General features: G+C 71.1%; 23 protein-coding genes and 1 pseudogene. 17 read left to right on the top strand and 7 right to left on the bottom strand.

Going from position 1 to position 24,669, the window contains the following annotated elements:
* The first annotated feature begins 23 nt into the window (after positions 1-23).
* The 10 genes and pseudogenes from narH to QA634_RS28630 all read left to right on the top strand — a co-directional run bounded on the left by narH (position 24) and on the right by QA634_RS28630 (position 7,829).
* The gene (gene narH / locus QA634_RS28675; protein WP_012335353.1) at positions 24-1,553 is read left to right on the top strand and encodes a nitrate reductase subunit beta; all 1,530 of its coding nucleotides are present in this window, start codon (positions 24-26) and stop codon (positions 1,551-1,553) included.
* Positions 1,554-1,567: 14 nt separating this feature from the next.
* Positions 1,568-2,314, top strand: coding sequence for a nitrate reductase molybdenum cofactor assembly chaperone (narJ, locus tag QA634_RS28670; protein WP_012335352.1), 747 nt, complete (start codon positions 1,568-1,570; stop codon positions 2,312-2,314).
* Between the two features lie 12 nt (positions 2,315-2,326).
* Entirely contained in the window at positions 2,327-3,091 is a 765-nt protein-coding gene (narI, locus tag QA634_RS28665; RefSeq protein WP_012335351.1) for a respiratory nitrate reductase subunit gamma, read from the top strand.
* Between the two features lie 68 nt (positions 3,092-3,159).
* Positions 3,160-3,993, top strand: coding sequence for a peptidylprolyl isomerase (locus QA634_RS28660; protein ID WP_012335350.1), 834 nt, complete (start codon positions 3,160-3,162; stop codon positions 3,991-3,993).
* A gap of 10 nt (positions 3,994-4,003) precedes the next feature.
* Entirely contained in the window at positions 4,004-4,312 is a 309-nt protein-coding gene (locus QA634_RS28655; protein WP_012335349.1) for a hypothetical protein, read from the top strand.
* Positions 4,290-4,874 carry a hemerythrin domain-containing protein gene (locus tag QA634_RS28650; protein WP_012335348.1) on the top strand — a complete coding sequence of 195 codons (585 nt, stop codon included), beginning with the start codon at positions 4,290-4,292 and terminating at the stop codon, positions 4,872-4,874. The genes QA634_RS28655 and QA634_RS28650 overlap by 23 nt, the downstream gene beginning before the upstream one ends.
* Positions 4,849-5,448, top strand: a pseudogene (locus QA634_RS28645) (carbonic anhydrase); the annotation flags it as partial. The gene QA634_RS28650 and the pseudogene QA634_RS28645, both read left to right, overlap by 26 nt.
* Before the next feature lie 191 nt (positions 5,449-5,639).
* The gene (moaA, locus tag QA634_RS28640) at positions 5,640-6,662 is read left to right on the top strand and encodes a GTP 3',8-cyclase MoaA (protein WP_012335346.1); all 1,023 of its coding nucleotides are present in this window, start codon (positions 5,640-5,642) and stop codon (positions 6,660-6,662) included.
* A gap of 8 nt (positions 6,663-6,670) precedes the next feature.
* Positions 6,671-7,192 (top strand): molybdopterin adenylyltransferase, encoded by a 522-nt coding sequence (mog, locus tag QA634_RS28635; RefSeq protein WP_012335345.1) that lies wholly within the window; start codon positions 6,671-6,673, stop codon positions 7,190-7,192.
* Between the two features lie 55 nt (positions 7,193-7,247).
* On the top strand, positions 7,248-7,829 hold the full coding sequence (locus tag QA634_RS28630) for a DUF2478 domain-containing protein (RefSeq protein ID WP_012335344.1): 582 nt from the start codon (positions 7,248-7,250) through the stop codon (positions 7,827-7,829).
* A 251-nt stretch (positions 7,830-8,080) separates the two neighbouring features.
* Here QA634_RS28630 and QA634_RS28625 read toward each other — a convergent pair whose 3' ends face one another.
* Positions 8,081-8,473 (bottom strand): metal-sulfur cluster assembly factor, encoded by a 393-nt coding sequence (locus tag QA634_RS28625; RefSeq protein ID WP_012335343.1) that lies wholly within the window; start codon positions 8,471-8,473, stop codon positions 8,081-8,083.
* Between the two features lie 160 nt (positions 8,474-8,633).
* On the opposite strand from QA634_RS28625, the gene QA634_RS28620 reads away from it, so the two are divergent.
* On the top strand, positions 8,634-9,812 hold the full coding sequence (locus QA634_RS28620) for an NnrS family protein (RefSeq protein ID WP_012335342.1): 1,179 nt from the start codon (positions 8,634-8,636) through the stop codon (positions 9,810-9,812).
* A gap of 468 nt (positions 9,813-10,280) precedes the next feature.
* Here the strand turns inward: QA634_RS28620 and QA634_RS28615 are convergent, their stop codons facing one another.
* From QA634_RS28615 to QA634_RS28600, 4 genes are all read right to left on the bottom strand, one after another.
* Positions 10,281-10,628: a hypothetical protein gene (locus QA634_RS28615; protein WP_150108743.1), complete on the bottom strand. Its 348-nt coding sequence runs from the start codon at positions 10,626-10,628 to the stop codon at positions 10,281-10,283.
* 704 nt (positions 10,629-11,332) lie between these two features.
* Entirely contained in the window at positions 11,333-12,142 is an 810-nt protein-coding gene (locus QA634_RS28610) for an MCP four helix bundle domain-containing protein (RefSeq protein ID WP_012335341.1), read from the bottom strand.
* A gap of 368 nt (positions 12,143-12,510) precedes the next feature.
* On the bottom strand, positions 12,511-12,678 hold the full coding sequence (locus tag QA634_RS28605) for a hypothetical protein (protein WP_018263894.1): 168 nt from the start codon (positions 12,676-12,678) through the stop codon (positions 12,511-12,513).
* 498 nt (positions 12,679-13,176) lie between these two features.
* On the bottom strand, positions 13,177-14,421 hold the full coding sequence (locus QA634_RS28600; protein WP_012335340.1) for an NAD(P)/FAD-dependent oxidoreductase: 1,245 nt from the start codon (positions 14,419-14,421) through the stop codon (positions 13,177-13,179).
* Between the two features lie 606 nt (positions 14,422-15,027).
* On the opposite strand from QA634_RS28600, the gene QA634_RS28595 reads away from it, so the two are divergent.
* Positions 15,028-15,162 (top strand): hypothetical protein, encoded by a 135-nt coding sequence (locus QA634_RS28595; RefSeq protein WP_012335339.1) that lies wholly within the window; start codon positions 15,028-15,030, stop codon positions 15,160-15,162.
* A 101-nt stretch (positions 15,163-15,263) separates the two neighbouring features.
* Positions 15,264-15,881, top strand: coding sequence for a PepSY domain-containing protein (locus tag QA634_RS28590; RefSeq protein WP_012335338.1), 618 nt, complete (start codon positions 15,264-15,266; stop codon positions 15,879-15,881).
* A 312-nt stretch (positions 15,882-16,193) separates the two neighbouring features.
* On the opposite strand, the gene QA634_RS28585 is transcribed toward QA634_RS28590, so the two are convergent.
* Entirely contained in the window at positions 16,194-16,391 is a 198-nt protein-coding gene (locus QA634_RS28585) for a hypothetical protein (protein WP_012335337.1), read from the bottom strand.
* 619 nt (positions 16,392-17,010) lie between these two features.
* Between QA634_RS28585 and QA634_RS28580 the strand changes: the two genes are divergently transcribed.
* The 3 genes from QA634_RS28580 (at position 17,011) to QA634_RS28570 (ending at position 22,025) form a co-directional block, all read left to right on the top strand.
* Complete coding sequence (locus QA634_RS28580) at positions 17,011-17,823, top strand: DUF6671 family protein (RefSeq protein WP_265576442.1); 813 nt, start codon at positions 17,011-17,013, stop codon at positions 17,821-17,823.
* 184 nt (positions 17,824-18,007) lie between these two features.
* Positions 18,008-19,567, top strand: a complete 1,560-nt coding sequence (locus tag QA634_RS28575) for an NADH-quinone oxidoreductase subunit L (protein ID WP_012335334.1) — start codon at positions 18,008-18,010, stop codon at positions 19,565-19,567.
* Between the two features lie 19 nt (positions 19,568-19,586).
* The gene (locus QA634_RS28570) at positions 19,587-22,025 is read left to right on the top strand and encodes a YbcC family protein (protein WP_012335333.1); all 2,439 of its coding nucleotides are present in this window, start codon (positions 19,587-19,589) and stop codon (positions 22,023-22,025) included.
* Positions 22,026-22,077: 52 nt separating this feature from the next.
* On the opposite strand, the gene QA634_RS28565 is transcribed toward QA634_RS28570, so the two are convergent.
* Positions 22,078-22,983, bottom strand: coding sequence for a LysR family transcriptional regulator (locus QA634_RS28565; RefSeq protein WP_012335332.1), 906 nt, complete (start codon positions 22,981-22,983; stop codon positions 22,078-22,080).
* Positions 22,984-23,606: 623 nt separating this feature from the next.
* On the opposite strand from QA634_RS28565, the gene QA634_RS28560 reads away from it, so the two are divergent.
* Complete coding sequence (locus QA634_RS28560) at positions 23,607-24,527, top strand: alcohol dehydrogenase catalytic domain-containing protein (protein ID WP_150108887.1); 921 nt, start codon at positions 23,607-23,609, stop codon at positions 24,525-24,527.
* Positions 24,528-24,669: the final 142 nt, after the last annotated feature.

Here is a 24,669-nt window from a genome sequence, read left to right as displayed (position 1 = left end):
GCCGGTGACGAAGGAAGTCCGCCATGAAAGTCCGCGCGCAGATCGCGATGGTTCTCAACCTCGACAAGTGCATCGGCTGCCACACCTGCTCCGTCACCTGCAAGAACGTCTGGACCAACCGCGAGGGCGTCGAGTACGCCTGGTTCAACAACGTCGAGACCAAGCCCGGCATCGGCTACCCGAAGGATTGGGAGAACCAGGAGCGCTGGAACGGCGGCTGGCGCCGCCGCCAGGACGGCCGGATCGAGCCGCGCATCGGTGCGAAGTGGCGCATCCTCGCCAACATCTTCGCCAATCCGGACCTGCCGGAGATCGACGACTACTACGAGCCGTTCGATTTCGACTACCAGCACCTGCAGAAGGCGCCCGAGCTGCAGACCTTCCCGACCGCGCGGCCGCGCTCGAAGCTCACCGGCGCCCGCATGGAGACGATCGCCTGGGGGCCGAACTGGGAGGAGATCCTCGGCGGCGAATTCGCCAAGCGCCGGCAGGACCGGAACTTCGAGGGCATCGAGGAGGAGATCTACGGCCAGTTCGAGAACACCTTCATGATGTACCTGCCGCGGCTGTGCGAGCACTGCCTCAACCCGGCCTGCGTCGCCTCCTGTCCGTCGGGCGCGATCTACAAGCGCGAGGAGGACGGCGTCGTCCTGATCGACCAGGACAAGTGCCGCGGCTGGCGGATGTGCGTGTCGGGCTGCCCCTACAAGAAGATCTACTACAATTGGTCCTCGGGTAAGTCCGAGAAGTGCACGCTGTGCTACCCGCGCCTGGAGGCCGGCCAGCCGACCGTGTGCTCGGAGACCTGCGTCGGGCGGATCCGCTACCTCGGCGTGGTGCTGTACGACGCCGACCGGATCGAGGAGGCCGCCTCGACCCGCGACGAGGGCGACCTCTACGAGGCCCAGCTCAAGGTCTTCCTCGACCCTTGCGACCCGCGCGTCCTCGCCGAGGCCCGCCGGGAGGGCATCCCGGAGGCGTGGCTGGAGGCGGCGCGCCGCTCGCCCGTCTACAAGATGGCGATGGAGTGGCGGATCGCCTTCCCGCTCCACCCCGAATACCGGACCCTGCCGATGGTCTGGTACGTGCCGCCGCTCTCGCCGATCCAGTCCGCGGCCGCGGCCGGCAAGATCGGCCTCGACGGCGAGATGCCGGACGTGAGGAACCTGCGCATCCCGGTGCGCTACCTCGCCAACCTGCTCACCGCCGGCAACGAGGCGCCGGTGGTGACCGGCCTCGAGCGGATGCTCGCGATGCGGGCCTACATGCGCGCCAAGACCGTCGACGGGGTGGTGGACGAGGCCCTGGCGGCCCGGGTCGGCCTGAGCGCCGCCCAGGTCGAGGAGATGTACCGGGTCATGGCGATCGCGAATTACGAGGACCGGTTCGTGATCCCGACCAGCCACCGCGAGATGGGCCTGGAGGACGCCTACGACCTGCGCGGCTCCTGCGGCTTCTCCTTCGGCAACGGCTGCTCGGGCGGCCGCACCGAGGCGAACCTGTTCGGCGCGCCGAAGGCCGCCAGGGTCAAGACCCCCGTGGACGTCGCCTGAGGCGGAGCACCGACATGAAGACGCTGAAGGCCCTCTCGGCCCTGCTCACCTACCCGTCGCCCGCGCTGGCGCGGGCGGTCCCGGAGATCCGCGACGTCCTGCACGACGAGGGCGTCCTCGCCCGACCGCGGCGCGACGCCCTGGAGCCGCTGCTGCGCGACCTCGCCGCCGGCGACCTCTACGACCTGCAGGAGCGCTACGGGATGCTGTTCGACCGCACCCGCTCGCTCTCGCTGCACCTGTTCGAGCACGTGCACGGCGAGAGCCGCGACCGCGGCCAGGCCATGGTCGACCTGCGCGGGGTCTACGAGGCGGCGGGCTTCGCGATCGAGGGCGGCGACCTGCCCGACTTCGTGCCGCTCTTCCTGGAATTCTGCGCGCTGCGCCCGCCCGCGGAGGCGCGCCAGCTCCTGGCCGAGCCGGCCCACGTGCTCGCCGCCCTCGGCGAGCGCCTGCGCAAGCGGGACACGGCCTACGCGGCCGTGTTCGAGGCGCTCGTCGCCCTCGCGGCCGCCGCGCCGAGCGAGGAGGCGCGCGGCGCCGTGGTCCCGGACGCGGGCGAGGACCCGACCGATCTCGGGGCGCTCGACGCCGCCTGGGAGGAGGTGGAGGTCCGCTTCGGGCTCGGGGCGGACGCCGCCTGCGGGACCGAGAGCCTCGCCGCCAAGCTGCGCCAGGCCCGGCGCCCGGCGCCCGGGGTCGAGGTGCCCGGGGCGCATCCGTCCCGCGCCGTCTTCACCCACCTGTCCTCCCGCGCCTGAGGAGAGAGGGCCATGGCAAGCAACCTCAACCACGTCCTGTTCGGCTGGTACCCCTATCTCTGCCTGACCGTGTTCCTGGTCGGCTCGCTCCTGCGCTTCGACCGCGAGCAGTACACGTGGAAGGCCGGCTCCAGCCAGCTCCTGCGCCGCAGGCAGCTGATGCTCGGCTCGGTGCTGTTCCACGTCGGCGTGCTGGCGATCCTGGCCGGCCACACGCTCGGGCTGCTGACCCCGATCGCGGTCTTCGACGCCGTGGGCGTGAGCCACGGCTTCAAGCAGGGCCTCGCCATCGTGGCGGGCGGTGTCGCGGGCACGGCCTGCTTCGTCGGCCTCAGCCTGCTGGTGCACCGGCGGCTGTTCGACCCGCGCATCCGGGCGACCTCGTCGGTCTCGGACACGGCGATCCTCCTGATGCTCTACGCCCAGCTGATCCTGGGGCTGTCGACCATCCCGGTCTCGCTCGGCCACATGGACGGCCACGAGATGGTCAAGTTCATGACCTGGGCCCAGGGCGTGCTGACGCTGCGGCCCGGCCTCGCCGAGATCGTCGCGGACGTGCACCCGGTGTTCAAGCTGCACATCGTGCTCGGCATGACGATCCTCCTGGTGTTCCCGTTCACCCGCCTCGTCCACGTCTGGTCGGCGCCGGTCTGGTACCTCGGCCGCCGCGGCTACCAGGTGGTGCGCACGAGGAGGCCGCGGCCCGTCCGCGAGGCCGCAGCGCGCCCCGCCCTCTCGGGGATCCGCCCCGTCCCCGCCCCGCAGCCGGCGGAGTGACCCCGTCCCGGGGCTCGCCCCGGGCTCCCCCTCCCCCGCGCCGAGACGCCCGACCCGAGACGCCCACCATGTCCGCCTGCTCCCTCCACCCCGTTCCCGACGCCCCCAGGCCGCCGATCCGGGTCAACGGCGTCACCATCTCCCGCGCGGCGATCTCGCGCGAGGTGCAGAACCACCCGGCCCCGACCCCGGTCGCGGCCTGGAGGGCGGCGGCGCTCGCCCTGGTGCTGCGCGAGGCGCTCGGGCAGGAGGCGAGGCGCCTGGGCATCGCGGCGCAGCCCGCGCGCGACGCGGAGGGGCGCCGCGAGACCGAGGAGGAGGCCCGCATGCGGGCGCTCGTCGAGCGCGAAGTGGCCGTGCCCGCGCCGACCGAGGAGGAGTGCCGGCGCTACTACGAGCGCAACCCCGCCCGCTTCCGCACGCCGGACCTGTTCGAGGCGTCGCACATCCTGTTCGCCGCGGCCAGGGACGACGCGGCCGCCTACGAGCTCGCCCGGCTCAACGCCCAAATGATCATCGCGATGCTCGAGGAGGATCCGGACACGTTCGAGGAACTGGCGCGGCTGCACTCGGCCTGCCCCTCGGGCGAGGTCGGCGGCAGCCTCGGCCAGGTCACGACCGGGCAGACCACGCCGGATTTCGAGGCGGCGCTGCGCGGCATGCGCCCCGGCGAGATCTCCCGCGCACCCGTCGAGACCCGCTACGGCGTCCACGTCATCCGCCTCGGGCGCCGCCTCGACGGGGGCACCCTCCCCTTCGAGGCCGCGAGCCCGCGCATCGCCGCGTACCTGTCCGAGGCGCTCCGGCGCCGCGCCCAGGCGCAGTACGTCGCCCGGCTCCTCGGGCAGGCGCGCATCGAGGGCATCGAGATCCCGGCGCCGGGCGCGCTCAACGTCAATTGAGGAGAGCGCCATGCTGCTCGGCGACATCATCGCGCGACTCGACGACGAGGCCGTCGCCGCCGAGACCCTCGTCCAGCTCGGCGACCTCGTCCTGCTCGGCCGGGTCCAGGAGGCCGCGGCCCGCGCGGGTGTGGCGCCCGGCGCCTTCGCGGCGCGGGCGGTCGGCCTGTTCTCCGACACCGCCTCCGACGAGGAGTGGGTCGGCCTGATCGGCGCGATGGGCCGGACGACCGAGCCCGGCCTCGCCTGCCTGCGCCGGATGGTCGAATTCGCGCTGAGCGCCCCGGGAGGCTCCCATGCCTGCGGACACCGCCACTGAGCCCGCCGCGAACGCGCGCGCGGGGCGCGAGGCCTTCGCCCCGCCCGACCGCGGCCTGCTCGCGCACCCGCTCGACTACCTCCTCGTCGACCACCTGCGCATGCGCCGGCTCTGCACCCTCGCCGAGCAGACCGCCGACGAGGACGCCGTCGACCGCGCCCTCGCCCTCGCGCTCGCCGGCCACCTCGTCGGCGACCTCTCCATCCACGGGCTGGACGACGAGGAGGACCTCCACCCGCTGGTGCGGCGCAGGGCGTGGCCCGAGGACCGCGTCGAGGACGTGCTCGGCGCGCTCGCCGGCGACCACGCGCTCGGGGAGCAGCTGGTCGCGGCCCTGGCGCAGGGCCTGTCGGCCGTGGCCGGCGGCGCGGCGCCGGACGACGGCCTGCGCCGGTCCCTCCGCCTGTTCGCGTCCCGCCTGCGCCGGCGCGTGGCCGTCGAGAACGCGCTCGTCATGCCGCTCGCCGGGACGCGGCTGACGGCGGCGGACTTGGCGGGCCTGTCGCGGCGGATGGCGGCGCGCCGGGGATGGCGGCTTGCGGGCGGGGTCGGCCATGCCTGACCGGACCATCGCGGACCTGTTCGACCGGAACGCCGACTGGGCCATCGCCAAGACGCGGCAGGACCCCGGCTACTTCCGCCGGCTGGCGGCGCAGCAGGCCCCCGACTTCCTGTGGATCGGCTGCTCGGATTCCCGCGTGCCGGCCAACGAGATCATCGGGCTCGACCCGGGCGAGCTGTTCGTCCACCGCAACGTCGCCAACGTGGTGCACACGGGCGACCTCAACCTGCTCTCGGTGCTCGAATACGCGGTCGGGACGCTCGGCGTGCGGCACATCATCGTGTGCGGGCATTACGGGTGCGGCGGGGTGCGCCGGGCGTTGCGGTGCGACGGCGGCTCCCTGGTCGACCACTGGCTCGCGCCGGTCGCCGCCATCCACGCGCGCCAGCGCGACCGGTTCGCCCCGATCCGCGACGCGGAGGCCCGCGTCAACCTGCTCTGCGAGCTCAACGTCGAGGCGCAGGTCGCGCGCGTGGCGCGCACGCCCATCGTCCGCGCCGCCTGGGCGGCGGGCCGCCCGCTGCATGTTCACGGCTGGATCTACGGGTTGCGGGACGGCCTGGTGCGCGACCTCTGCGTCACGCACGACGCCGCGGGGCCGCGGGCGTCGCCCGTCCCGGCGCGGCACGTCGACCCGACGCCGGCCGACGACCGCTCGGCTCAGATCAGGCTCAGCGCCGTGCACCTGCTCGACGGCGTCGAGGATGCCCCCTGCGGGGAGGCGGATGCCCGCCGGAGCATGGACCACCGAGAGGCCGCCGCACCATGACCTGCCCGGTCCCCGCCCGCTCCGGCCACCCGCTCGTCGACGGGTACGGCCGGCACGTCAGCTACCTGCGCGTGTCGGTGACGGACCGCTGCGACCTGCGCTGCACTTACTGCATGGCCGAGCGGATGACCTTCCTGCCCCGGCGCGACCTCCTCACCCTGGAGGAGCTCGACCGGCTCTGCTCGGCCTTCGTGGCGCGCGGCGTGCGCCGGATCCGGCTCACCGGCGGCGAGCCCCTGGTGCGCCGGGACGTCGTCCGGCTGCTCGACTCCCTCTCCCGGCACCTCGGGGCGGGCGGGCTCGACGAACTGACCCTGACCACGAACGGGACCCTGCTGGCGGCCCGCGCGCGCGACCTCGCCGCGTGCGGCGTGCGGCGGGTCAACGTCTCCCTCGACACGCTCGACCCGGACCGCTACCGCGCCATCACCCGCCGCGGGGATCTCGGCGCGGTCCTCGACGGGCTCGACGCCGCGCAGGCCGCCGGCCTGTCCGTGAAGCTGAACGCGGTGGCGCTCAAGGGGACCAACGAGGACGAGCTGGAGCACCTCGTGCGGTTCGCGCACGGGCGCGGCATGGACGTGACCCTGATCGAGGTCATGCCGCTCGGCGAGGTCGGACCCGACCGGGCCGACCAGTTCCTCCCCCTCGACGTCGTGCGTCGGCGCCTGGCGCGGCGCCTCACCCTTGAACCGCTGGCATACCGCTCGGCCGGCCCGGCCCGCTACGTCCGCGTCGCGGAGACGGGCGGGCGGCTCGGCTTCATCACCCCGCTGACCCACAATTTCTGCGAGGGCTGCGACCGGGTGCGGGTGACCTGCACCGGCATGCTCTACACCTGCCTCGGGCACGAGGAGGGGCGCGACCTGCGCGCCGCGCTCCGGGGCTCGGAGGGCGACGGGCTGCTGCAGGCGGCGATCGACGCCGCCGTCCTGCGCAAGCCGAAGGGCCACGACTTCGTCATCGGACGGGGCGCCGGGGCCGCGCTGGCCCGCCACATGAGCGTCACGGGAGGTTAGCCGTGGACATGGCCCGCATCGGCATCCTGACCGTCTCGGACCGCGCCTCGGCCGGCCTCTACGCCGACGAGGGCGGCCCGGCGATCTGGGCGGAACTCGCGCACCTGCTCGCCTCGCCCTGGGAGCCGGTCGCCCGGCTCGTGCCGGACGGTCTGGAGAGCGTGCGCGACGCCATCATCGACCTCGTCGATGGCGAGGGGTGCGACCTCGTTCTCACGACCGGCGGGACGGGCCCGGCACCGCGCGACCTCACGCCCGAGGGGACGCGGGCGGCCTGCGAGCGGATGATGCCGGGCTTCGGCGAGGTGCTGCGCGCGCGCAGCCTGGAGCAGGTCCCGACGGCCATCCTGTCACGCCAGACCGCCGGCATCCGCGGCCGGGCCCTCGTCATCAACCTGCCGGGACGCCCGTCCTCGATCCGCCTGTCCCTGCTCGCAATCATGCCGGCGGTGCCCTACTGCCTCGACCTGATCGGGGCGGCGCGCATCGAGACCGACCCCGCCGTGGTGCGGGCCTTCCGGCCGTCCTGAAATCTGCTCCGAGACCGGTTCCCCGCCATCGGTTCCCCGCCATCGGTTCTCCGCCATGTGCGCCTCCTCCATCTGCGTCGTCGCCTACGGGCGCGCGAGCCGCCCCGACGCGGTCCTGGCGGAAGTCGTCCGCCGGCTCGCCGGCGCCGGATACCGGGTCGGCGGCCTGCTCCAGTTCCGCCGCGGAGGCACTCCGTCGCGCTGCGCGAGCCTGTTCCTGGAGGAGATCGGGTCCGGCCGGCGGGTGGAGATCTTCGAGAGCCGCGGCGGCGCGGCGCGCGGGTGCCGCCTGACCACCTGCGGTCTCGCGGAGGGGGCCGCCTGGCTCGCGGCCGCGGTCGCGGCGGAGCCGGAGCTCCTGTTCGTCAACCGCTTCGGCCGTCAGGAGGCCGAGGGGCGGGGGCTCCGCGCCGAGACGGCGGCGATCGTGGCCGGCATCCCGTCGGTCGTGCCGGTGAGCGAGGCGCTGCTGCCCGCGTGGCGCGCCTTCGCGGGAGAGGAGGACGCCGTCATGCCCCCGGATGCGGACCGGATCGAGGCGTGGTGCCGCGGCCGGCTGCTCACGCGCCCATCGCCGTCAGGGCGCGCGGGGGCCCTGGACGGGATGGGCGGCGACGCGCCGGCCGGGCACGCCTGATCCGGGATCCGCTTGATCGAAGCGGATCACGAGCCTGCGCGGCGCCTGTGCGCGGCGCCTGAGCGAAGCCGACATCCGCGGATCGTGCGCGCAGCGGCCGCGCCGGCCGCTGCGGCCCAGCCGCCGTCACCCGAATCCTCGGCCGGGCTTCCCGGCCGCCGGCCGGCAGCGGGCTGCGCGGGGTGGCCGCTGCGTGCCGTGCAACCCGGGAGGACCCCGCTCGCCGCGATCCCTGTTCACGGTGACCGTGATCAATCCCGCAGGCGCTCCCGGAGGGAGGGGGGCTGGTGGCCGAGCGCCTCCAGGCCCTCGCCGGTGATCCGGTCGGGCGTCCAAGCCGGGCTCCAGACCAGCGTGACGACGACGTCGGGGCAGTCGCCGAAGCGCCGGCGGAGATGCTCCCGGGCGTCCTCCACCAGGAGACCGCCGAGCGGGCAGGTGCGCGTGGTGAGCGTCAGGTCGACCTCGACGCGGTCCGGCGTGCGGAGCGCCCGGTAGACGAGGCCGAGGGCGACGACGCTGACGCCCACCTCGGGGTCGAGCACGCCCTTGAGGCAATCCAGCACGTCCGGGTCGAGGGAACCGGGATCGTCCGCCGCCTCGGGCTCCTGCCGCGCCGCGCGACGTCTCAGCCAGGACAGCATCGTCACCCCCTCCCGTGGTCGCGTCCGAAAGATGTGACCTGTGCCAATCATGGCCTTGATCCAGGTCAATCAGCATCGTCGTCGGAGCCGCTATCCGGGATCGGACCGCCCGGCCGGCGCGCGCCGCCCTGGCGGGCCAGCCGAGCGAGGAGGGACGGCCATGGCTCCGATACCGCGCTTGCGCGCCTACGAGGGACCGGCGGTCCTGTCCTACGGTTTCCGGCCCTTCTTCCTGCTGGCCTCCCTCTACACGGGCCTCGCCGTGCTCGCGTGGCTGCCGATGTTCGGCGGAGACCTCGCGCTCCCGACCGCGTTCGCGGCGCGCGACTGGCACGTGCACGAGATGCTGTACGGCTTCGTCGCCGCGGTGGTGGCCGGCTTCCTGCTCACCGCGGTCCCGAACTGGACCGGCCGGCTGCCGCTGCAGGGAACCCCCCTCCTCGTCCTCGTGCTCGCCTGGGTGGTCGGACGGCTCGCGGTCGGGCTGTCGGCCCTGACCGGCTGGCTTCCCGCCGCGCTGGCCGACCTGTCCTTCCTCGCTCTCCTCACCGCCGCGGTCGCCCGCGAGATCCTGGCCGGTCGCAACTGGCGCAACCTCAAGGTGCTCGGCGTCCTCGTCCTGCTCCTCGGCGGCAACGCGCTGTTCCACGCGGAGGCGCACCTGTCCGGCATCGCCGCGCACGGCACCCGGGTCGGCATCGCCGCGTCGCTGGCGCTCGTCATGCTGATCGGCGGCCGCATCGTGCCGAGCTTCACCCGCAACTGGCTCGCCCGCGAGAACCCGGGACGCCTGCCCGCCCCGGCGGACCGCTTCGACGCGGTCGCGCTGGTGAGTGCCGCTGTCGCGCTCGCCGCCTGGGTCGCGGTGCCGGAGGGGCCCTGGACGGGCGCGGCGCTCCTCGCGGCCGGGCTGCTCCAGGCCGTGCGCCTCGCCCGCTGGGCCGGAGACCGCACCTGGCGGGACCGGCTGGTCCTGATCCTGCACGTGGCCTACGGCTTCGTCCCGCTCGGCTTCGTGCTCGTCGGCCTCGCGGCGCTCGGGACGCTGCCGGCCGGGGCCGGCATCCACGCCTGGACCGGGGGCGCCATCGGCGTGATGACCCTCGCCGTGATGTCGCGCGCAAGCCTCGGGCACACCGGCCGGCCCCTTGCGGCGTCCCCCGCCGTGCAGGCGGTCTACGCCCTCGTCGTCGCCTCGGTGCTGGCCCGGGTCTGCGCCTCGGTCCACCCGGCATGGTTCGGCGTCCTGCTTCCCATCGCCGGGACCCTGTGGGCTGCTGCCTTCCTGGGCTTCGCGGCCGCGTACTGGACCGTGCTCACCCGACCCAGGCTCAAGTGAGCGGCGTCGGCATGGGCGCGTAACGCCGTCGCGCGGCGATCCGGGCCCGAACGCGGGACCACGAAAGCTGGAGCGCCCAGCCCTCGCGGTGGGCCGGGCTCAAGGCGCTGCCGCTCCTCGTCGTGCCCGCGATCCTCCTCGGTTTCACGGCACTCCCCGCACCTCGCGGGGAGACGGGCGCGCATCGGGGGCCGACGACGGTCACGGCCGGCGCGGGGCGTTGCCTCGCGCACGCGACGCACGTCCCGAGCGGGCCCCGGCTGCCGGACGGCGGGCGTCCAGGAGATCGCCGGCCGGCCCGTCCGCGGCCGTCCCTGCGCGTGCTGCGGCCGAGCCTCGGCAGGCGGAGCCGGACAGCTCCCTTGCGTTTGCTTCGAAGCATGGGCGCGAGCCGTCGAGGGATCGGCTGCGGCCCTTCAACTCCGCGAGTCAGCGACACCGGTCAGGATCTCTTCCGCGCTGAAATCCTCAGCGGATTTCCTGTTCCTCCTCGACATTGGCCGCATGATTTGACAAAGCTATGAACGAATTTGCGATTGTCTCCAAATCATCACATAACTTCTCGCACGACTCTAAAAATACGTCGTGAGTGGCGCCATCAACGTATCTGATCCTCTCCAGATTTTCAATTTCAGCTCGCAAATTCAGGATCTTAATATTGATTTCGGTGGCAATCTTCTCAATGTGAATAGCCCGAGAACCAAGATCGTCTCCTCTTTCGAAGGCGGCCCTCAGGTCGTCTGTGAGCCTCCTGAAGTCGTCTTGCGATGCGTTCACATTCAAGAATGGGATTACATTTTCCATTGCATCCACCATTCTGGTGTTCGGCCGCTCGCATAGTCGAGACAGAATCGTCGTGCGATGCAGCCGCTTTGCTAGTCTTATAGATAAATCCAACACAGAGAACAACTTAGCCGTAGGACGAACATTGCATATGCCGTAGGAACTATATCTATAACATGTGATAAGATCTCGACGGCTGACGATTTGGTAGATCTGTGCCGTTGTAATCTAGGATTGAGTGGCTCCGTCGTATGAGGCCGCGCGAGGCGGCTTGTCGGATGACGGTCCGCATTCCCCGTTCGGAGCGTCGATGCCCCGAACGGCCCGGCGAGGTCCTGCTGCGCGGCGGCGCGCAGCTTGCCGGTGCCGGCCCGTCGCGCGGGCGGCGGGCCGGGCGCGATCGCGGGGCACGACAGGCGCCGGAAGACGCTCCTCCAGGGTGCCGCGCCATCCCGTATCATCGCAAATCCGAATGATCCCTTCGGGATGGCGGATGTGGGCTTCGCTCAAGCGCCGCGCGGGCTCCTGATCCGCTTGATCCCTTCGGGTCTCGCGGATCTGGGCTTCGCTCAGGCGCCGCGCGGGCGCGTGATCCCGGATCCGCTCTGGTCAACCGGATCCCGGATCACGGCACTCCGGCGCCGCGAGGCAAGATCGCGACAGCCCTCGGTCGCAGCCGAGTGCTGGGCCGTCAGCGCTCGGCCGAGCGGGACGGACGGCTTCGTGCCCGAACCCGCTCAGGCGGCCTGCACGTTCCGCAGATACGTCGCGACCTCGACGCCGAGCCGGTCCGACTGACGGGCGAGCGCGCCCGCGGAGGCGAGCACCGGCGCCGACGCCGCGCCCGTCTCCGACGCCGCGTCCCGCACGCCCGCGATGCTGGCGGCGACCAGCTGCGTGCCCTGGGCCGCCTGCACCACGCCGCTCACGACCGTGTAGAGCCCGAAGCCGATCGCCAGCATCGCCGCCGCGAGGCAGGCGATCAGGAGGGCCTTCGATCGGCCGGCCGTCTGCTCCGAGCGGGCGAATTCCTGGCCGGTCTCCTGGATCTGGAACGCGGTCAGCTTCTCAAGCGCCGCGTGGGTGGGTCGGACCATGGTGTCGAGCGCGTGCTGGACCATCTGGCGCAGGCCGGCCGAGTCGGTCTCCGCGGCCTGCCCGATGCCGCGCAGCAGCGAGGCGTTCTCCCGCATGCGCGTCTCGACCTCGGAGGCGATCAGCTTCTCCTCCGGAGCCAGGTAGGTGGCCCGATAGGCCGACCAGGCCGAGTTGATCTCCGCCTGCATGCCGGCGACGCGCTCGAGGCCGGTCCGGGGCGCGAGCGCGCTCTCGCGGATCTCGCGCAGGATCGCGGTGATGCGGTCGTAGCCGTCCCGGATCGAGGCGATCTGCCCGAGGCAGACGACGCGATCCTGGTAGATGGTTCGGGTGCTGGCCGTGCTCCAGGACAGCGAGAGGTAGCCCGCCGCGACCGAGACCAGGAGCAGGCTGCTGAGCAGCAGCAGGGTTCCGACAAGTCGCGCTTTGATCGACGAGAGAGCAGTCATGGTACAGATTCCGATCGGTTCGAGGGGCGGCCCCCCGCATCCCAGCGATCGGTGCTCTTTTTATCGGACAAACATCTAAAATTTGATATACGACCGGTTAGCAGATGTATAATCTCACGTTGTATGCCTCTCGATAGCACCTGCTACTCGGTCACTTGTGATTGATGGCGCGGGTGCATCAGCCGGAATATCGCGTCGGTCTTAGGTCGTAAGCGGCGGAGGTCGCCCCGATGCGCCGGGAGCGAGAGGCCGGCGCCGCTCAGCGCCAGGATGGCGAGCCACCATCCGACGGGAGCGAACGCAACGCCTCCCGGGTGCCTGAGACCCTCGAACGAGGCCACGGGCGCCCGCCCGCGGCGGGCGGGGCGTCACGGGCAGACGCCGAAGGAGACGCAGTGGTCTGCCGTCGACAACTCCGCGCCGACGCGGCCGGCAGGCGCCGAGGCCTCCGACGTCGGCGGAGAGGTCAGCATCGTGGCCCAGAATGCCGCCGTGGCGAGGGCGAGAGCGGCGGCGAATAAGCTCAGCTTGTTCATGCAAGCCTCCCACATCGTGCCATGCGGCAGCCCGGTCCACAGGCGATCACCTGCGCGACGTTGTCGGCTGGCATCATGCACGAATAAAGTTCTCGCCCAAAGCACGAATCGTGAGACTAGTGTCGAATGGCAGCGGTTGCATTGCGTGCGATCTTATATTCACGCGATCGATCATCCTCCATCTGAAGGATGTCGCGGCGAATTCTTTCTTCTTCACGAGATCGCGCGCCGCACACACGCCGGACCGCGGGCGGCACCGCGTGGCAGCCGCTGTCCTCGTGCGGCCCGACCGGCCCCGGCCGGACCGCCGCGCCTGCGAGGCGCGCGGACGGGGCGGCGTCCCGGCGCGCCGGTGTCCCGCTCGCCCCTCCCTGAGCCGGCTGACCCGATCCCGCGCTAGAGCATTTTCCGACGAAGTGGATGCCGGTTCGTCGCAGAAAATGCGGCAGGATCGAAGATCGAGAGCAGCACCCGATTGCAACGTGATCGGGTGCTGCTCTAGGCCGCCGTCGCGGGGCGCGCCTGGATGATGGGCGCGGCCGCGGCCAGGATCGCGGCGCGATCGCGGGAGAGCGGTGGGTAGATGCGGCTGCCGTTGATCGTGCGCTTGATCGCCTTCGCCGCTGCGCCCTCGGCCATCAGACGTTCGCGGTCCCAGCCCGCGGTGTAGACGGCCCCCCACTCGCCGAGATCGAGCACCGTGACGTAATCGGGCGCCGCGAACGGTCGGCAAAGATCCGGCCGCTCTGCCAGGTCGCAGACCGCGTTGTGTCCCGCGAAGCGGCCCATCGGCCGCGCGTGCTGGCACGACATGACCGTCCGGTGACCGGCATCGTCGGCGTCGGCCACGGCGACGTCGCCCGCCGCGAACACGGCCGGGACGCCGATGACGCGCATCAGCGCGTCCACGGGCAGCCTGCCGAGGTCGTCGCGGGGTACCCCGAGCTCTCCGGCAAGGGGACTCGCCCGCATCCCGGTGGCACAGACCACGGTGAGCGCCGGGATCGCGGTTGCGTCGCCGAGGGTCACGCCCGCCGCGTCGACCGCCGCAACGCCGCCGACGACGGATTCCACGCCGGCCGCCGCCAGGGCCTGCCGAATGGCCGGCATCGCCGCGCCGCCCATCGCCGACCCGACCTCGGCGGAGCGGTCGACCAGCACGGTCCGTACGGGACCTGCCTCCCCGGCCCGGTCACGGGCCGCGGCGAGGCGGGCGGGGAGTTCGCAGGCGAGTTCGAGTCCGACGAGTCCGCCGCCGACCACGACGGCGGTCCAGCGTCCGGTCCGGTCCCGACCGGCACCGCGGCCGAGCCCGTCGAGGTGGCGGGCGAGCTGGCGCGCGCCGGCGAGCGTGTCGATGCTGAGTGCCGCGTCGATCCCCGGCACCTGGGGGCGGGTCAGGACGCTGCCCGGGGCGAGGATCAGCCGGTCGTACGCGAGCGTGAACGGGCCGGGCCCGCCCCGGGGCTGCACCACGAGGCGGCGCGCGACGGCATCGATCCCCGTGACGGTCCCCTCGATCCGGTCGACGTCGACGGGGCCGAGCACGTCGTCGAGCGGCACGGCGAGGGGCGCGAGGTCGGCCTCGTAGCAGCGCACCCGAATGACGTGAAACGGGTCCGGTGCGACGAGGGTGACGGCGACCTGTCCGCTCAGCCCGAGCGCGTCGCGGGCCCGCGCGGCCGCTGCCGCGCTCCAGAGGCCGGCGAAGCCGCCGCCCACCACCAGGATCCGCTTGGCCATTGAGAGTTGCCTCCGCGCACGGACCAGACGCTCTCACCCTAAGCATCATTCGCCGAAGTGGTCACCGGTTTGGCGGCAAGAATGATGCGAAAACAAAAGTCTAAGCAGAATTGCGCCATGCAATTCTGCTGAGCAGAGCCTCGCAGGCGCTGGAGCGGTCCGCCGCGTTCGCGGCCTCGTCCGGATCCACGAGCGCTCGTGAAGGAACGCTCTCGGCGCGGTGCCGCGTGCCGCTTCGGCGGCGTCCCGCGTGTTTCGATGACATCGGCGCATCTCGGCCCCTCGGATCTCCGCCTCGCAACTTGGGGGTGCGCGGCAACTTGGGGGGCGCTGGCGCCGCGTGCGGCCCCGCCTCTCGTCTCGGCGTGGAAGCTCCGGCACGACGCGGACGGCCGCCCGTGCCGGAACCGAGGCCGGACCGGGCACGAAGCCGCTCCGTGACGCGGCCGGGAGCCTCGGCGTGCATTCCGTGAGATCGAGCATGAGATCGGGGCAGCGTCGGCACGCAGGCTTCGTCCGTCGCGGCCCGCGCAAGAACGCGCTCGACATGCTGCCGGAAACCGGCCGCACCGAAGCCGTGGTCTCGGCGATCGCCGAGATGACCAGATGGTGCGTCGCTCCGGCCGGGACGTGAACGAGCGACGGCCGGCCGTCAACGCGACGAGGACGCTGGAGGAGGGCTGGGCCGAGACCCGCCGCAACTTGTTCGTGGCGGGTGCCGGACCGCGGGGCTCGGCCTGAATTTGGCAACCGGAGGCTCTGAGAGCTTGGGATCCTCTGCTGAAACCCTGTCCGAGGCAAAGCGTTTGGGCGTCGTCATCAGCCTGGGAGAGGGATCCCCCATGACAACGCGTCTTCCTATCGGTCTGGCCCTGCTCGTGCTCACCACGAACCTCACCCTTGCGCAGACCGCGCCGACTGCACCCACGACCCCGGCGCCCGCACCCGCGGCTCCAGCCCCGCAAACGTCCCCAACGCCCGCACCTTCGGCCCGAGCCAGCGGCGATCTGAAGGAATGGGAAGCCGCAAAGGCGAGCAAGATCGGCTTGGCGCAGGCACTGGCCACCGCCGAAAGTCAGGGCGGACAGGGCGGCCGTGCCATTGACGCCGACTTCGAGAAGGCCAAGAGCAACAATCCGGCCCATTGGGAGATCAAAGTCGTCTACCCGGATGGCAAGCTGGTCGAGCATTACATCAACGCCGACACGGGCGCGCTCATCAAGTCGGAGAACCAGCCGATTGAGCGCTACTTCACGCGCCTGAAGGTCAGCGATTTCCAGAACGCCAAGACCTCGTTGAAGGACGCACTCGCGATAGCCGAGCAGAAGGCCGGTGGCGGGAAAGCATTTGAGGCCGAAGTCGAGCGCGAGGGTAGCTCGGTAGCCTACGAGATCAGTGTAGCGCTGTCCGACAGGAGCCAGAAGATCAAAGTCGGGCCAGACGGTAAGGTGATCGACTAAGCACGCGAAGAGAACGCGACCGCCGCCTTGGAACAGGCAGGGCGGCGGGTGAAGGCGTCGGCCAGCTCATCCGACATCCGGTTGATGGCTTCGCCATCTCCGATTTCGGCCATGCGGATGGCGGCGTCGCTCAGGCGCCGCGCTCAGGCGCCGCGCAGGCGCGTGATCCGGGATCCGCTTCGATCAAGCGAATCCCGGATCACTGGCCAAGGCGGTCTGGACGTCGCGGAGCCCGGCCGCCATCGCGTCGGCAAAGAGAAGCCCGCCGCGGCAGGACCGGGCGGGCTGAAACGCTGTGGTGGTTCCGGACGATCAGAACCGAAAGAAGCTCGGCAGGGTGAACGACGGCAGCACTTTGAAGGACGAGAAGCTGAACGCCTTGAAGAGTTCCTTCGGCGGCAGCGGCTGCGGGTTGAGGCCACCTGACACCTGATCGAGGTCCGCGTCGGACATGGCCGCCCGCGTGTCGAGCTTCAGCTGAGCCGGTTTCGTCCGGGTCTTGAGCATCATCGTCTCCTCTGCGTCAGCGCGTTTGCTGACCAGCATCGTGAAACGGTGCGCGGGACGCGGCTGTGCTGCGCCACACTCCGGCCGCAAGAGCCGAGGTGTCGCGGCGACGAGGACGGCCCCCACGGCGAAGGGTGCCGGGCGGGCCAGGGCAGGCTCGAACGATCGTCTGATGAGGCCCGGTTGCTCCGTTGCCATCCACAAACGGCCTGGGCGATTGGGGCGAGGGTGTGGCTGAGCACGCGCAGGACAAGATCGTTGAAACCGCCCGTCAACTCGGCATAGGCTAACCAAAGTTGGTAGTGAATTTGGCATCGTGGCGATATTCGGCAATGGGGAAGCAGGGCGCGACGATGCAGGAGATCACTCACGTGCGGCAGGCCACCCGCGGAACGGAGATGGTCACGGACAACTTCTCGCATGTCGGGCGCTCGCGCATCATGCCCATCATCGGATCCAGGACGTTCGGATCCAAGACGTTCGGATCCAAGACGTTCGGATCGAGGACGTCACGACCATCCTGACGCGTGTCGAAGCGGCGTGAGGTGCGATGGGCAAACGACCAGGGCCGGGAGCATCGGCGGTCGCGCGTTACGGGGGGGCCGCGGTCGTGCTCGCAACCATGCACGGCAAGGAGCGGGCCATCGCGCCTCCCTTTGCCGACCACCTCGGCCTCATCGTCCGGCCGGCGCTCGGCCTCGATACGGATCAGCTCGGAACCTTCTCGGGTGAGGTTCCGCGCCGGGGCACCATGCTGGAGGTTGCCCTGCGCAAGGCACGGCTCGGCATGCACATCGCGGGCCTCCCGCTCGGGCTCGCCAGCGAGGGCACCTTCGGACCGCATCCGGCCGTGCCCTTCTTCCCGGCGGGCATGGAACTGCTCGTGTTCGTCGACGAGGTGCGCGGCCTCGTCGTCCATGAGAGCCTCGTGGACGAGGCCACGAACTTCGCGCATTGCGTGAGTGCCCCAGGCGACACCCTCGCGCCTTTCCTGGAACGGGTCGGCTTTCCGTCGCACGGCCTCATCGTCCGCCCCAACGCGGGTGATCCGCTCGTGGCCCTGACCAAGGGGATCACCTCCCGGACCGACCTGGAGCGGGCCGTTCGGGACGCTGCGGCCGTCTCCGCTGACGGTGCGGCGCGCCTGGAGACCGATATGCGGGCGCACCTCAATCCGACTCGGATGAGGAGCCTCGGGGTGCTGGCAGAACGCTTGGCGCGGCGCCTGGCGACGCCCTGCCCGGCCTGCGGCGCTCCCGGCTTCGGCCGCACGGGGACGCGGAGCGGGCTGATCTGCGAGGAGTGTGGAGAGCCGACCGACATGGTCGCGGCCGAGCTATTCGGTTGTCCCGCCTGCGGTCACCGGGACGAGCGGGCGCGCGGCGACGGGCTGAGCCGCGCGCCCGCGCGCTCCTGCCCCGCGTGCAATCCGTAGCGGTCGGGTCTCCTCCCGATCACCGGCCCGTCTCGTCGGAGCCGGAGGCTCCCGACCCTGCCCGATCCCGGACGCCTCGCTCTATTCATTTCATAGAATGATGTGTCATAAACAATCAATTTTCCAGAAACCATCCGATTAGGTACGAGATCTCGCGACCACAGCAGATCCCGAGGAGATCCTCGTGCCCATTCTCGACGTGCCGCTGCTCGCGCCCGCGGCGCTGCTCGCCTGCGCCGCCGCCTGCTTCTCGAACCGGGAGCGGCGCCCGCATGTCGTCCTCCGGCTCGCCGAGGGAGCGACCCTCGTTGCCCTCGCGGTCGCAATCGTCTCGGCGGCCGTGCTGGCGATGGCGGGGCCCGGTGCGGGCTCCCTGGTCGGGCTGCACGGAATCGGCCTCTCGGTCCGACTGGATGCGGTCAGCATCACCATGCTCCTGCTGGTGACCTTCATCGGCTGGATCGTGGTGCGCTACGCGTCGCGTTACCTCGACGGCGAGGAGCGCCAGGGCCTCTTCACCGGCTGGCTCTGCCTCACGCTCGCCTCGGTGCTGCTGCTCGTCACGGCCGGCAACCTCGCCCAACTGGTCGCGGCGTGGATCGCGACCAGCCTGTTCCTGCACCGCCTCCTGCTCTTCTACGGCGAACGCCCGGCCGCTCGGCGGGCGGCGCGCAAGAAGTTCATCACCGCGCGCCTCGGCGATGCCGCCCTGATCGCCGCGGCGGGTCTGCTCGCCGCGGCCTACGGCACCGGCGACCTCGGCCGGATCCTGGGCGCGGCCCGCGCCGGAGAGGGCGGCGGGCTGGCCGTCGCGGCCGCCGGCCTGCTCGCGCTCGCCGCCATGCTCAAGTCGGCCCAGTTCCCCACGCACGGGTGGCTGACCGAGGTCATGGAGACGCCGACCCCCGTCTCGGCGCTGCTCCACGCCGGCGTGATCAACGCGGGCGGGTTCCTGCTGATCCGCTTCGCGGACGTGCTCCTCCTCGCCCCCGGGGTGCTCGCGGTTCTCGTGATGGTCGGCGGCTTCACGGCCCTGTTCGGGGGCTTGGTGATGCTGACCCAGCCCGCCGTGAAGACCTCGCTGGCGTGGTCCACCGTCGCCCAGATGGGCTTCATGACTTTCGAATGCGGGCTGGCCCTGTTCCCGCTCGCGCTGCTGCACATCGTGGCGCACTCGCTCTACAAGGCCCACGCCTTCCTGGCCTCGGGCGGCGCCGTCGAGGCGGTCGCAGCCATTCGCCGCCCGGGGCCGGTCGCCGTCCCGGGCGCCGTCGCCGTCGGCCGCGCCTTCCTGTCCGCCCTCATCATCTTCGTGCTGGTCGGCCTCGGGTTCGGGCTGGCGCACAAGTCGCCCCAGGCCCTCGCGCTCGGCGCCATCCTGATCTTCGGCGTCGCCTACATGCTCGCCCAGGGCTTCGCCGACGCCGCGCCCCGGGAGCTGACCCGGCGCACCGCGGTCTACGCGGTCGCCACCTCGGTCGCCTACTTCGCGCTGCAGCTGGCCGCCATCCGCCTCACCGCGGGCGTGCTGCCGCCGACGCCGGCGCCGGGGCCGCTGGAATGGGCGCTGATCGTGCTCGCCCTGCTCAGCTTCGGGCTGGTCGCGGTCCTGCAGGCGATGTTCCCGCTCTGGGCCTACCACCCCGCGGCCGCGGGCCTGCGGGTGCACCTCGCCAACGGGCTCTACGCCAACGCCGCCTTCGATCGGCTGATCGGTGGCTGGTCCGCGCGCGGCGCCTCCTGACCGCTTCGGAGATCCTGCGATGATCGAGATTGTCCACTCCCTGCCGACCCCGCACGACGCCGTGAGGGCCGCGGCCGATGGTGCCGGACGCCTCATTCCGCCCCTGTGGCCGCTGGCCTCCAGCGTCGCCGTCAATCCCTTCCTGGGCCATACCGGCGAGCCGCTCTGGGCCGCCGGGGCGCGCCTTGGACGGGCGAGCGGCGCGGCGGTGACCATGCCCCGGTCCTGGTACCGGGACAGGATCGCGGCGGGGTCGATCACCGACGAGGATCTCCTGGACGCCCTGGCGGACGCGCCTGCGGACCTGCGCCCGGCCGACCTCGGCGCCCTGAGAGGCGCCGCCGCGCTGGACCCTGAGCCCGTGCGGCCCCTTCCGACCGTGGCGTCCCTGTGCGCGGAGGCGTCGGGGATCGACTGGCCGGGCCTGATCGCCGACCGGCTCGGTGCCTGGGCGGCGGGGCACTTCGACGAGGGGCAGGCCCTGTGGGCGGCTCCCTCGGGCGGGAGCACCCTCGCGCTCTGGCGGGCCTGGGCCATCCACGATCTGACCCCGGAGATCGCCGGACTGGGCGGGTTCGCTCGGCACGTCTCGGAGGTCCCCGACGGGGCTCTCCCGGCCCTCGCCCGCGCGGTCTGCGGGCTCGGCCTGAGCCCGGGCGCGCTCGAGAGCTACTTTCACCAGATTCTGCTCTCCCTCGGCGGCTGGGCCCAGTACGCCCGCTACAAGCTCTGGCAGGCCGAGCTCGCCGGGGGCACCGACGGGACGCTGAGGGATCTCCTCGCCGTCCGGGTGATCTGGGACGAGGCCCTGCTCACCCGTTACGGCGAGCGGATCGCCGAGAGCTGGGCGGCGGTGGCCGCCGCGCACGCCTCGCCCGCCCGGCCGACGCGCGACCTCGTGATCGATTCCATCCTGCAGGACGCCGCGGAGCGCGCGGCGCAGCGCGCGCTCGCCGCCACGCTTGCCGCCACGCTTGCCGGCGGCTCCCCCGGGGTCGGGGAGAGCCGGCCGGCCCTGCAGGCCGCGTTCTGCATCGACGTGCGGTCGGAGGTCTTCCGCCGCGCCCTGGAATCCCTCGATCCCGGCATCCGCACCCTCGGCTTCGCGGGCTTCTTCGGCCTCGCGACCGCGCACCGGCGCTTCGCGTCCGACATCGCGGAGCGCCGCCTGCCCGTTCTCCTCAATCCGGGGCTCCGCACGTGCGCGGGCGGTCCCGCTCTCTCGGACGCGGATCATGCGTCGCGGCTCGCCGCGCGCGCGCGCCGCGCCTGGGGCCGCTTCCGGCAGGCGGCCGTGTCCTCGTTCGCCTTCGTGGAGGCGGCGGGTCCCCTCTACGCGGCGAAGCTGCTCGGCGACTCGCTCCACCTGGGCGGCCCGGCGACGCCCCACGATCCGATGCCGCGCCTCGATCCGCCGCGCGACCTCGCGTCCCGGGTCGCGACGGCGGACGCCGTCCTGCGCGCGATGTCGCTGACCTCGACCTTCGCCCCGATCGTCCTGCTCGTCGGGCACGGCGCGAACGTGGTCAACAACCCTCACGCCAGCGCGCTGCATTGCGGCGCGTGCGGCGGGTACTCGGGCGAGGTGAATGCCCGCCTGCTGGCCCAGCTTCTCAACGATGCGGATGTGCGGGCGGGGCTGCGGGAGCGCGGCCTCGAGGTGCCCGCGGACACGGTGTTCCTCGCGGGGCTGCACGACACGACGACCGACGAGGTGACGCTCTACGCCGGGGATCTTCCGGGTGGGTCGCCCCTGCAGGGTCTGGAGCCGGTGCGGGTCTGGCTCGCGCAGGCGGGCAAGCTCGCCCGCGCGGAGCGCGCGCTCCGCCTGCCCCGCGCGCGCGACAACGCGTCGGTGGTCCGCCGCAGCCGCGACTGGGCCGAGACCCGCCCCGAATGGGGCTTGGCCGGCTGCAATGCCTTCATCGCGGCGCCGCGCCACCGCACGGCGGGTCAGCCCCTGCACGGCCGCGCCTTCCTGCACGACTACGACTGGCAGCGGGACGAGGGCTTCGGCGTCCTGGAACTGATCGTGACCGCGCCGGTGGTCGTGGCGAGTTGGATCAGCCTGCAATACTACGGGTCGACCGTGGCGCCGGAGCTGTTCGGCAGCGGCAACAAGCTGCTGCACAACGTCGTGGGCGGCATCGGGGTCCTGGAGGGGAATGGCGGTCCGTTGCGGGCCGGCCTGCCTCGGCAATCGGTCCACGACGGCGAGCACCACGCGCACGAGCCTCTGCGGCTGTCGGTCCTGATCGAGGCGCCGCGGCAGGCGATCACCGACGTCCTTGAGCGTCACCGCGAGGTGCGCGCCCTGTTCGACAATCGCTGGCTGCACCTGTTCGCACTGGACCAGGATGGCCGGATGGCGTGGCGCTACGCGGGTGACCTGCGGTGGACGAGCACCGCGGCCTCCGACGGCGCCGTGCCTGGCCTGCCGCTGAGGGCCGCCGTCTGACCGCCGCGCAACGCATGGGGCTGGGCCGACGCGGATCGCGACGGCCCAGCCCCTAATCGGCCGCCGACGCGGCGCGCGGCGGGGCGCTCGCGGCGATCAGCTCCTGCAGGATCGGGTTCGGGAAGCGCCTGGTCTGCACGATCGCGTAGAAGCGTTCCGCGACGTCCGGGATGCGGCAATGCTCGATCAGGAGCCCGGCGTGCAACTCGTCCTGCACGACGATCGGGGGAACGACCGCGACGCCGGTCCCCTCCCTCGCCAGCAGGCGGAGCATGGCCATGTCGTCGACCTCCGCCTGGATGATCGGGTGGATGCCGGCCAGCGACAGCACCCGGTCGAAGGCCACCCGGATCTCGCTGTCGAGACTCGGCAGCGTCACCGGGACGGTGCGCAGCGCCTCCGGGAAACGCAGCGGCTCCTGGTGCGGCCCGGGGTGTCCGACGAGGCTGACGGGCTGCTCGGCGATGAGGTGGCTGTGGAAGTCCGAGCCCGCGTCCCGCCGAACCGCGGTGGTGGCGAGGACCACGTCGATGCTGTGCATCTCCAGCTGGGCCAGCAATTCGCGCATCGTGCCCGAACGCACCACGAGTTCGACGTCCGAACGCCCGATCACGGGCCTGAGGAACTCGAGCTGGAAGTTGCGCGAGAGCGTGGTCAGCGCTCCCACGCGCAGCACGTGCTGTGCCGCGCGAGGGCGTCCCTGCAGCACCTTGATCAACTCGTTCCCGGTCTCGAAGACGGTGTCGGCGTAGTCGAGGGCGATCCGGCCGGCCTCGGTGAGGGTCAGCTTCTTTCCCCGGCGCTCGAACAATTGGTGTCCGAGCTGCTGCTCGAGCTTCTGGAGCTGAACCGAGAGGGCAGATTGCGACAGGTTGAGGACCTCGGCGGCGCGGGTGAGGCTGCCCTCATGGGCGATGCGGTGGAACAGCCGCAGGTGGTGGTAGTTCAGGGCCGTCATGCCGGCATATCTACTTAATAGAACGATGCGTGACAATCTTTGAATTTGCCGTCCGGCATAAGGGCATGTACGATCAAATCTGTTCAGTGGCCGCTTTGCGGAGATTTGCGTAACTATACCATTGAAGATCCGCAGGTGATCGAAGCATCTGTCGTGTCGACCTGGAAAATAATGTTACATTTAATTTCGTTGATGATGAACAGCCGGACCATCCTGATTCCAGGCGGATGGAACATAATGTAATTATTGTTACGAGTTGTATTGATAAATCATGGATCTTATTGTCGAGAAAACACCTCGTACACCTGCCTGACCAATAAATCGCCGAAAAGAGAAGCGACGTTCCAGCGGAGTCGGCCATGTTCATGAAAAACAATATATACCCTTTGGCTGGCTCAGCTGCAGCGGGTTCAACGCCGAGTGTGCTGGATTTGCTGCGGCAGAACAGCATCTTGGATGCTGATATCGACGCGGCCATCGACGCGTATGTCGCCAACCCGGCGACCCGATCGTACGTGCTGCAATCGTCGTACTGCATCGACTTCGATGAGGTCGTGGCCGCGATGCGCTCGGCCGCGCGTTCGGTCCCGCTCGTGGCCGGTCAGGTCGACCGGCAGGCCCTCATGTGCGCCCTCCTGCTGCACCGGCCGCGCCTCATCAGGGCAAGCGCGTCGGTCGCGCCGAAGGACCTCTACGAGATTGGCGAGATCCCGCCGCTCGGCCATGTGCCGTCCAGGATGTACGCCTGGGCGATCCGCCGGGAGCGGCACGGCCCGCCCGAGGATTCCATGCAGGTCGAGGTCGTCCCGACCTGGACCATCGGCGACGACGAGGTGCTGGTCCTCGTGATGGCCGCGGGCGTCAACTACAACGGCGTCTGGGCGGGCCTCGGCGAGCCGATCTCGCCCTTCGACGTCCACAAGGCCCCCTTCCACGTGGCCGGCTCGGACGCGTCCGGCATCGTCTGGGCGGTCGGCGCCAAGGTGAAGCGCTGGAAGGTCGGCGACGAGGTCATCGTCCACTGCAACCAGGACGACGGGGACGACGAGGAGTGCAATGGCGGCGACCCGATGGTCTCGCCGTCGCAGCGGATCTGGGGCTACGAGACCCCGGACGGCTCCTTCGGGCAGTTCTGCCGGGTGCAGTCGCGCCAGCTGATGCGGCGGCCCCAGCACCTGACCTGGGAGGAGAGCGCCTGCTACACGCTCACCCTCGCGACCGCCTACCGGATGCTGTTCGGCCACGCGCCGCACACGGTGAGGCCCGGCCAGAACGTGCTGATCTGGGGCGCCTCGGGCGGGCTCGGCGTGTTCGGCGTGCAGCTCGCGCACCTCAAGCAGGCGGCGGCCGCGAACCAGTTCGTGATCGACCGGCGGGTGGATCCGTGCATGAGCGAGCTGTTCCCGTGGGACAAGATCCCGCACGCCCATACCAAGATGTGGCGCAACCAGCACGCGCCCGGCAACATGGCGGTGCTGGTGAACGCCCAGAAGGCGGGCCTGCGCACCTTCGACGACGTGCTGGAACTCTCTGGCTCGCGCTGAGGCGCGAACCCGGCCCGGGCGCGCCCGATCATCGTGCAACCGGACGCTGCCCTTGCTCATCGATGTTGCCGCAACGTCTTCGATGAACCGGCATCCGCCGCGTCGGAAAACGCTCTCGCCGACGCTTGCTCGCGAGACCTCG

The organism is Methylobacterium sp. CB376, from assembly GCF_029714205.1.
Taxonomy (GTDB): Bacteria; Pseudomonadota; Alphaproteobacteria; order Rhizobiales; family Beijerinckiaceae; genus Methylobacterium.
The sequence above is the reverse complement of the archived record's forward strand: the minus strand, read 5'-3'. Positions and strand labels throughout refer to the sequence as shown.

What these genes read in the sequence shown, in the direction of transcription:
- narH (WP_012335353.1), top strand. Translation starts at nt 24, where the DNA reads ATGAAAGTCCGCGCGCAGATCGCGATGGTTCTCAACCTCGACAAGTGC.
- narJ (WP_012335352.1), top strand. Translation starts at nt 1,568, where the DNA reads ATGAAGACGCTGAAGGCCCTCTCGGCCCTGCTCACCTACCCGTCGCCC.
- narI (WP_012335351.1), top strand. Translation starts at nt 2,327, where the DNA reads ATGGCAAGCAACCTCAACCACGTCCTGTTCGGCTGGTACCCCTATCTC.
- QA634_RS28660 (WP_012335350.1), top strand. Translation starts at nt 3,160, where the DNA reads ATGTCCGCCTGCTCCCTCCACCCCGTTCCCGACGCCCCCAGGCCGCCG.
- QA634_RS28655 (WP_012335349.1), top strand. Translation starts at nt 4,004, where the DNA reads ATGCTGCTCGGCGACATCATCGCGCGACTCGACGACGAGGCCGTCGCC.
- QA634_RS28650 (WP_012335348.1), top strand. Translation starts at nt 4,290, where the DNA reads ATGCCTGCGGACACCGCCACTGAGCCCGCCGCGAACGCGCGCGCGGGG.
- moaA (WP_012335346.1), top strand. Translation starts at nt 5,640, where the DNA reads ATGACCTGCCCGGTCCCCGCCCGCTCCGGCCACCCGCTCGTCGACGGG.
- mog (WP_012335345.1), top strand. Translation starts at nt 6,671, where the DNA reads ATGGCCCGCATCGGCATCCTGACCGTCTCGGACCGCGCCTCGGCCGGC.
- QA634_RS28630 (WP_012335344.1), top strand. Translation starts at nt 7,248, where the DNA reads ATGTGCGCCTCCTCCATCTGCGTCGTCGCCTACGGGCGCGCGAGCCGC.
- QA634_RS28625 (WP_012335343.1), bottom strand. Translation starts at nt 8,473, where the DNA reads ATGCTGTCCTGGCTGAGACGTCGCGCGGCGCGGCAGGAGCCCGAGGCG.
- QA634_RS28620 (WP_012335342.1), top strand. Translation starts at nt 8,634, where the DNA reads ATGGCTCCGATACCGCGCTTGCGCGCCTACGAGGGACCGGCGGTCCTG.
- QA634_RS28615 (WP_150108743.1), bottom strand. Translation starts at nt 10,628, where the DNA reads ATGGTGGATGCAATGGAAAATGTAATCCCATTCTTGAATGTGAACGCA.
- QA634_RS28610 (WP_012335341.1), bottom strand. Translation starts at nt 12,142, where the DNA reads ATGACTGCTCTCTCGTCGATCAAAGCGCGACTTGTCGGAACCCTGCTG.
- QA634_RS28605 (WP_018263894.1), bottom strand. Translation starts at nt 12,678, where the DNA reads ATGAACAAGCTGAGCTTATTCGCCGCCGCTCTCGCCCTCGCCACGGCG.
- QA634_RS28600 (WP_012335340.1), bottom strand. Translation starts at nt 14,421, where the DNA reads ATGGCCAAGCGGATCCTGGTGGTGGGCGGCGGCTTCGCCGGCCTCTGG.
- QA634_RS28595 (WP_012335339.1), top strand. Translation starts at nt 15,028, where the DNA reads ATGGTGCGTCGCTCCGGCCGGGACGTGAACGAGCGACGGCCGGCCGTC.
- QA634_RS28590 (WP_012335338.1), top strand. Translation starts at nt 15,264, where the DNA reads ATGACAACGCGTCTTCCTATCGGTCTGGCCCTGCTCGTGCTCACCACG.
- QA634_RS28585 (WP_012335337.1), bottom strand. Translation starts at nt 16,391, where the DNA reads ATGATGCTCAAGACCCGGACGAAACCGGCTCAGCTGAAGCTCGACACG.
- QA634_RS28580 (WP_265576442.1), top strand. Translation starts at nt 17,011, where the DNA reads ATGCACGGCAAGGAGCGGGCCATCGCGCCTCCCTTTGCCGACCACCTC.
- QA634_RS28570 (WP_012335333.1), top strand. Translation starts at nt 19,587, where the DNA reads ATGATCGAGATTGTCCACTCCCTGCCGACCCCGCACGACGCCGTGAGG.
- QA634_RS28565 (WP_012335332.1), bottom strand. Translation starts at nt 22,983, where the DNA reads ATGACGGCCCTGAACTACCACCACCTGCGGCTGTTCCACCGCATCGCC.
- QA634_RS28560 (WP_150108887.1), top strand. Translation starts at nt 23,607, where the DNA reads ATGTGCGCCCTCCTGCTGCACCGGCCGCGCCTCATCAGGGCAAGCGCG.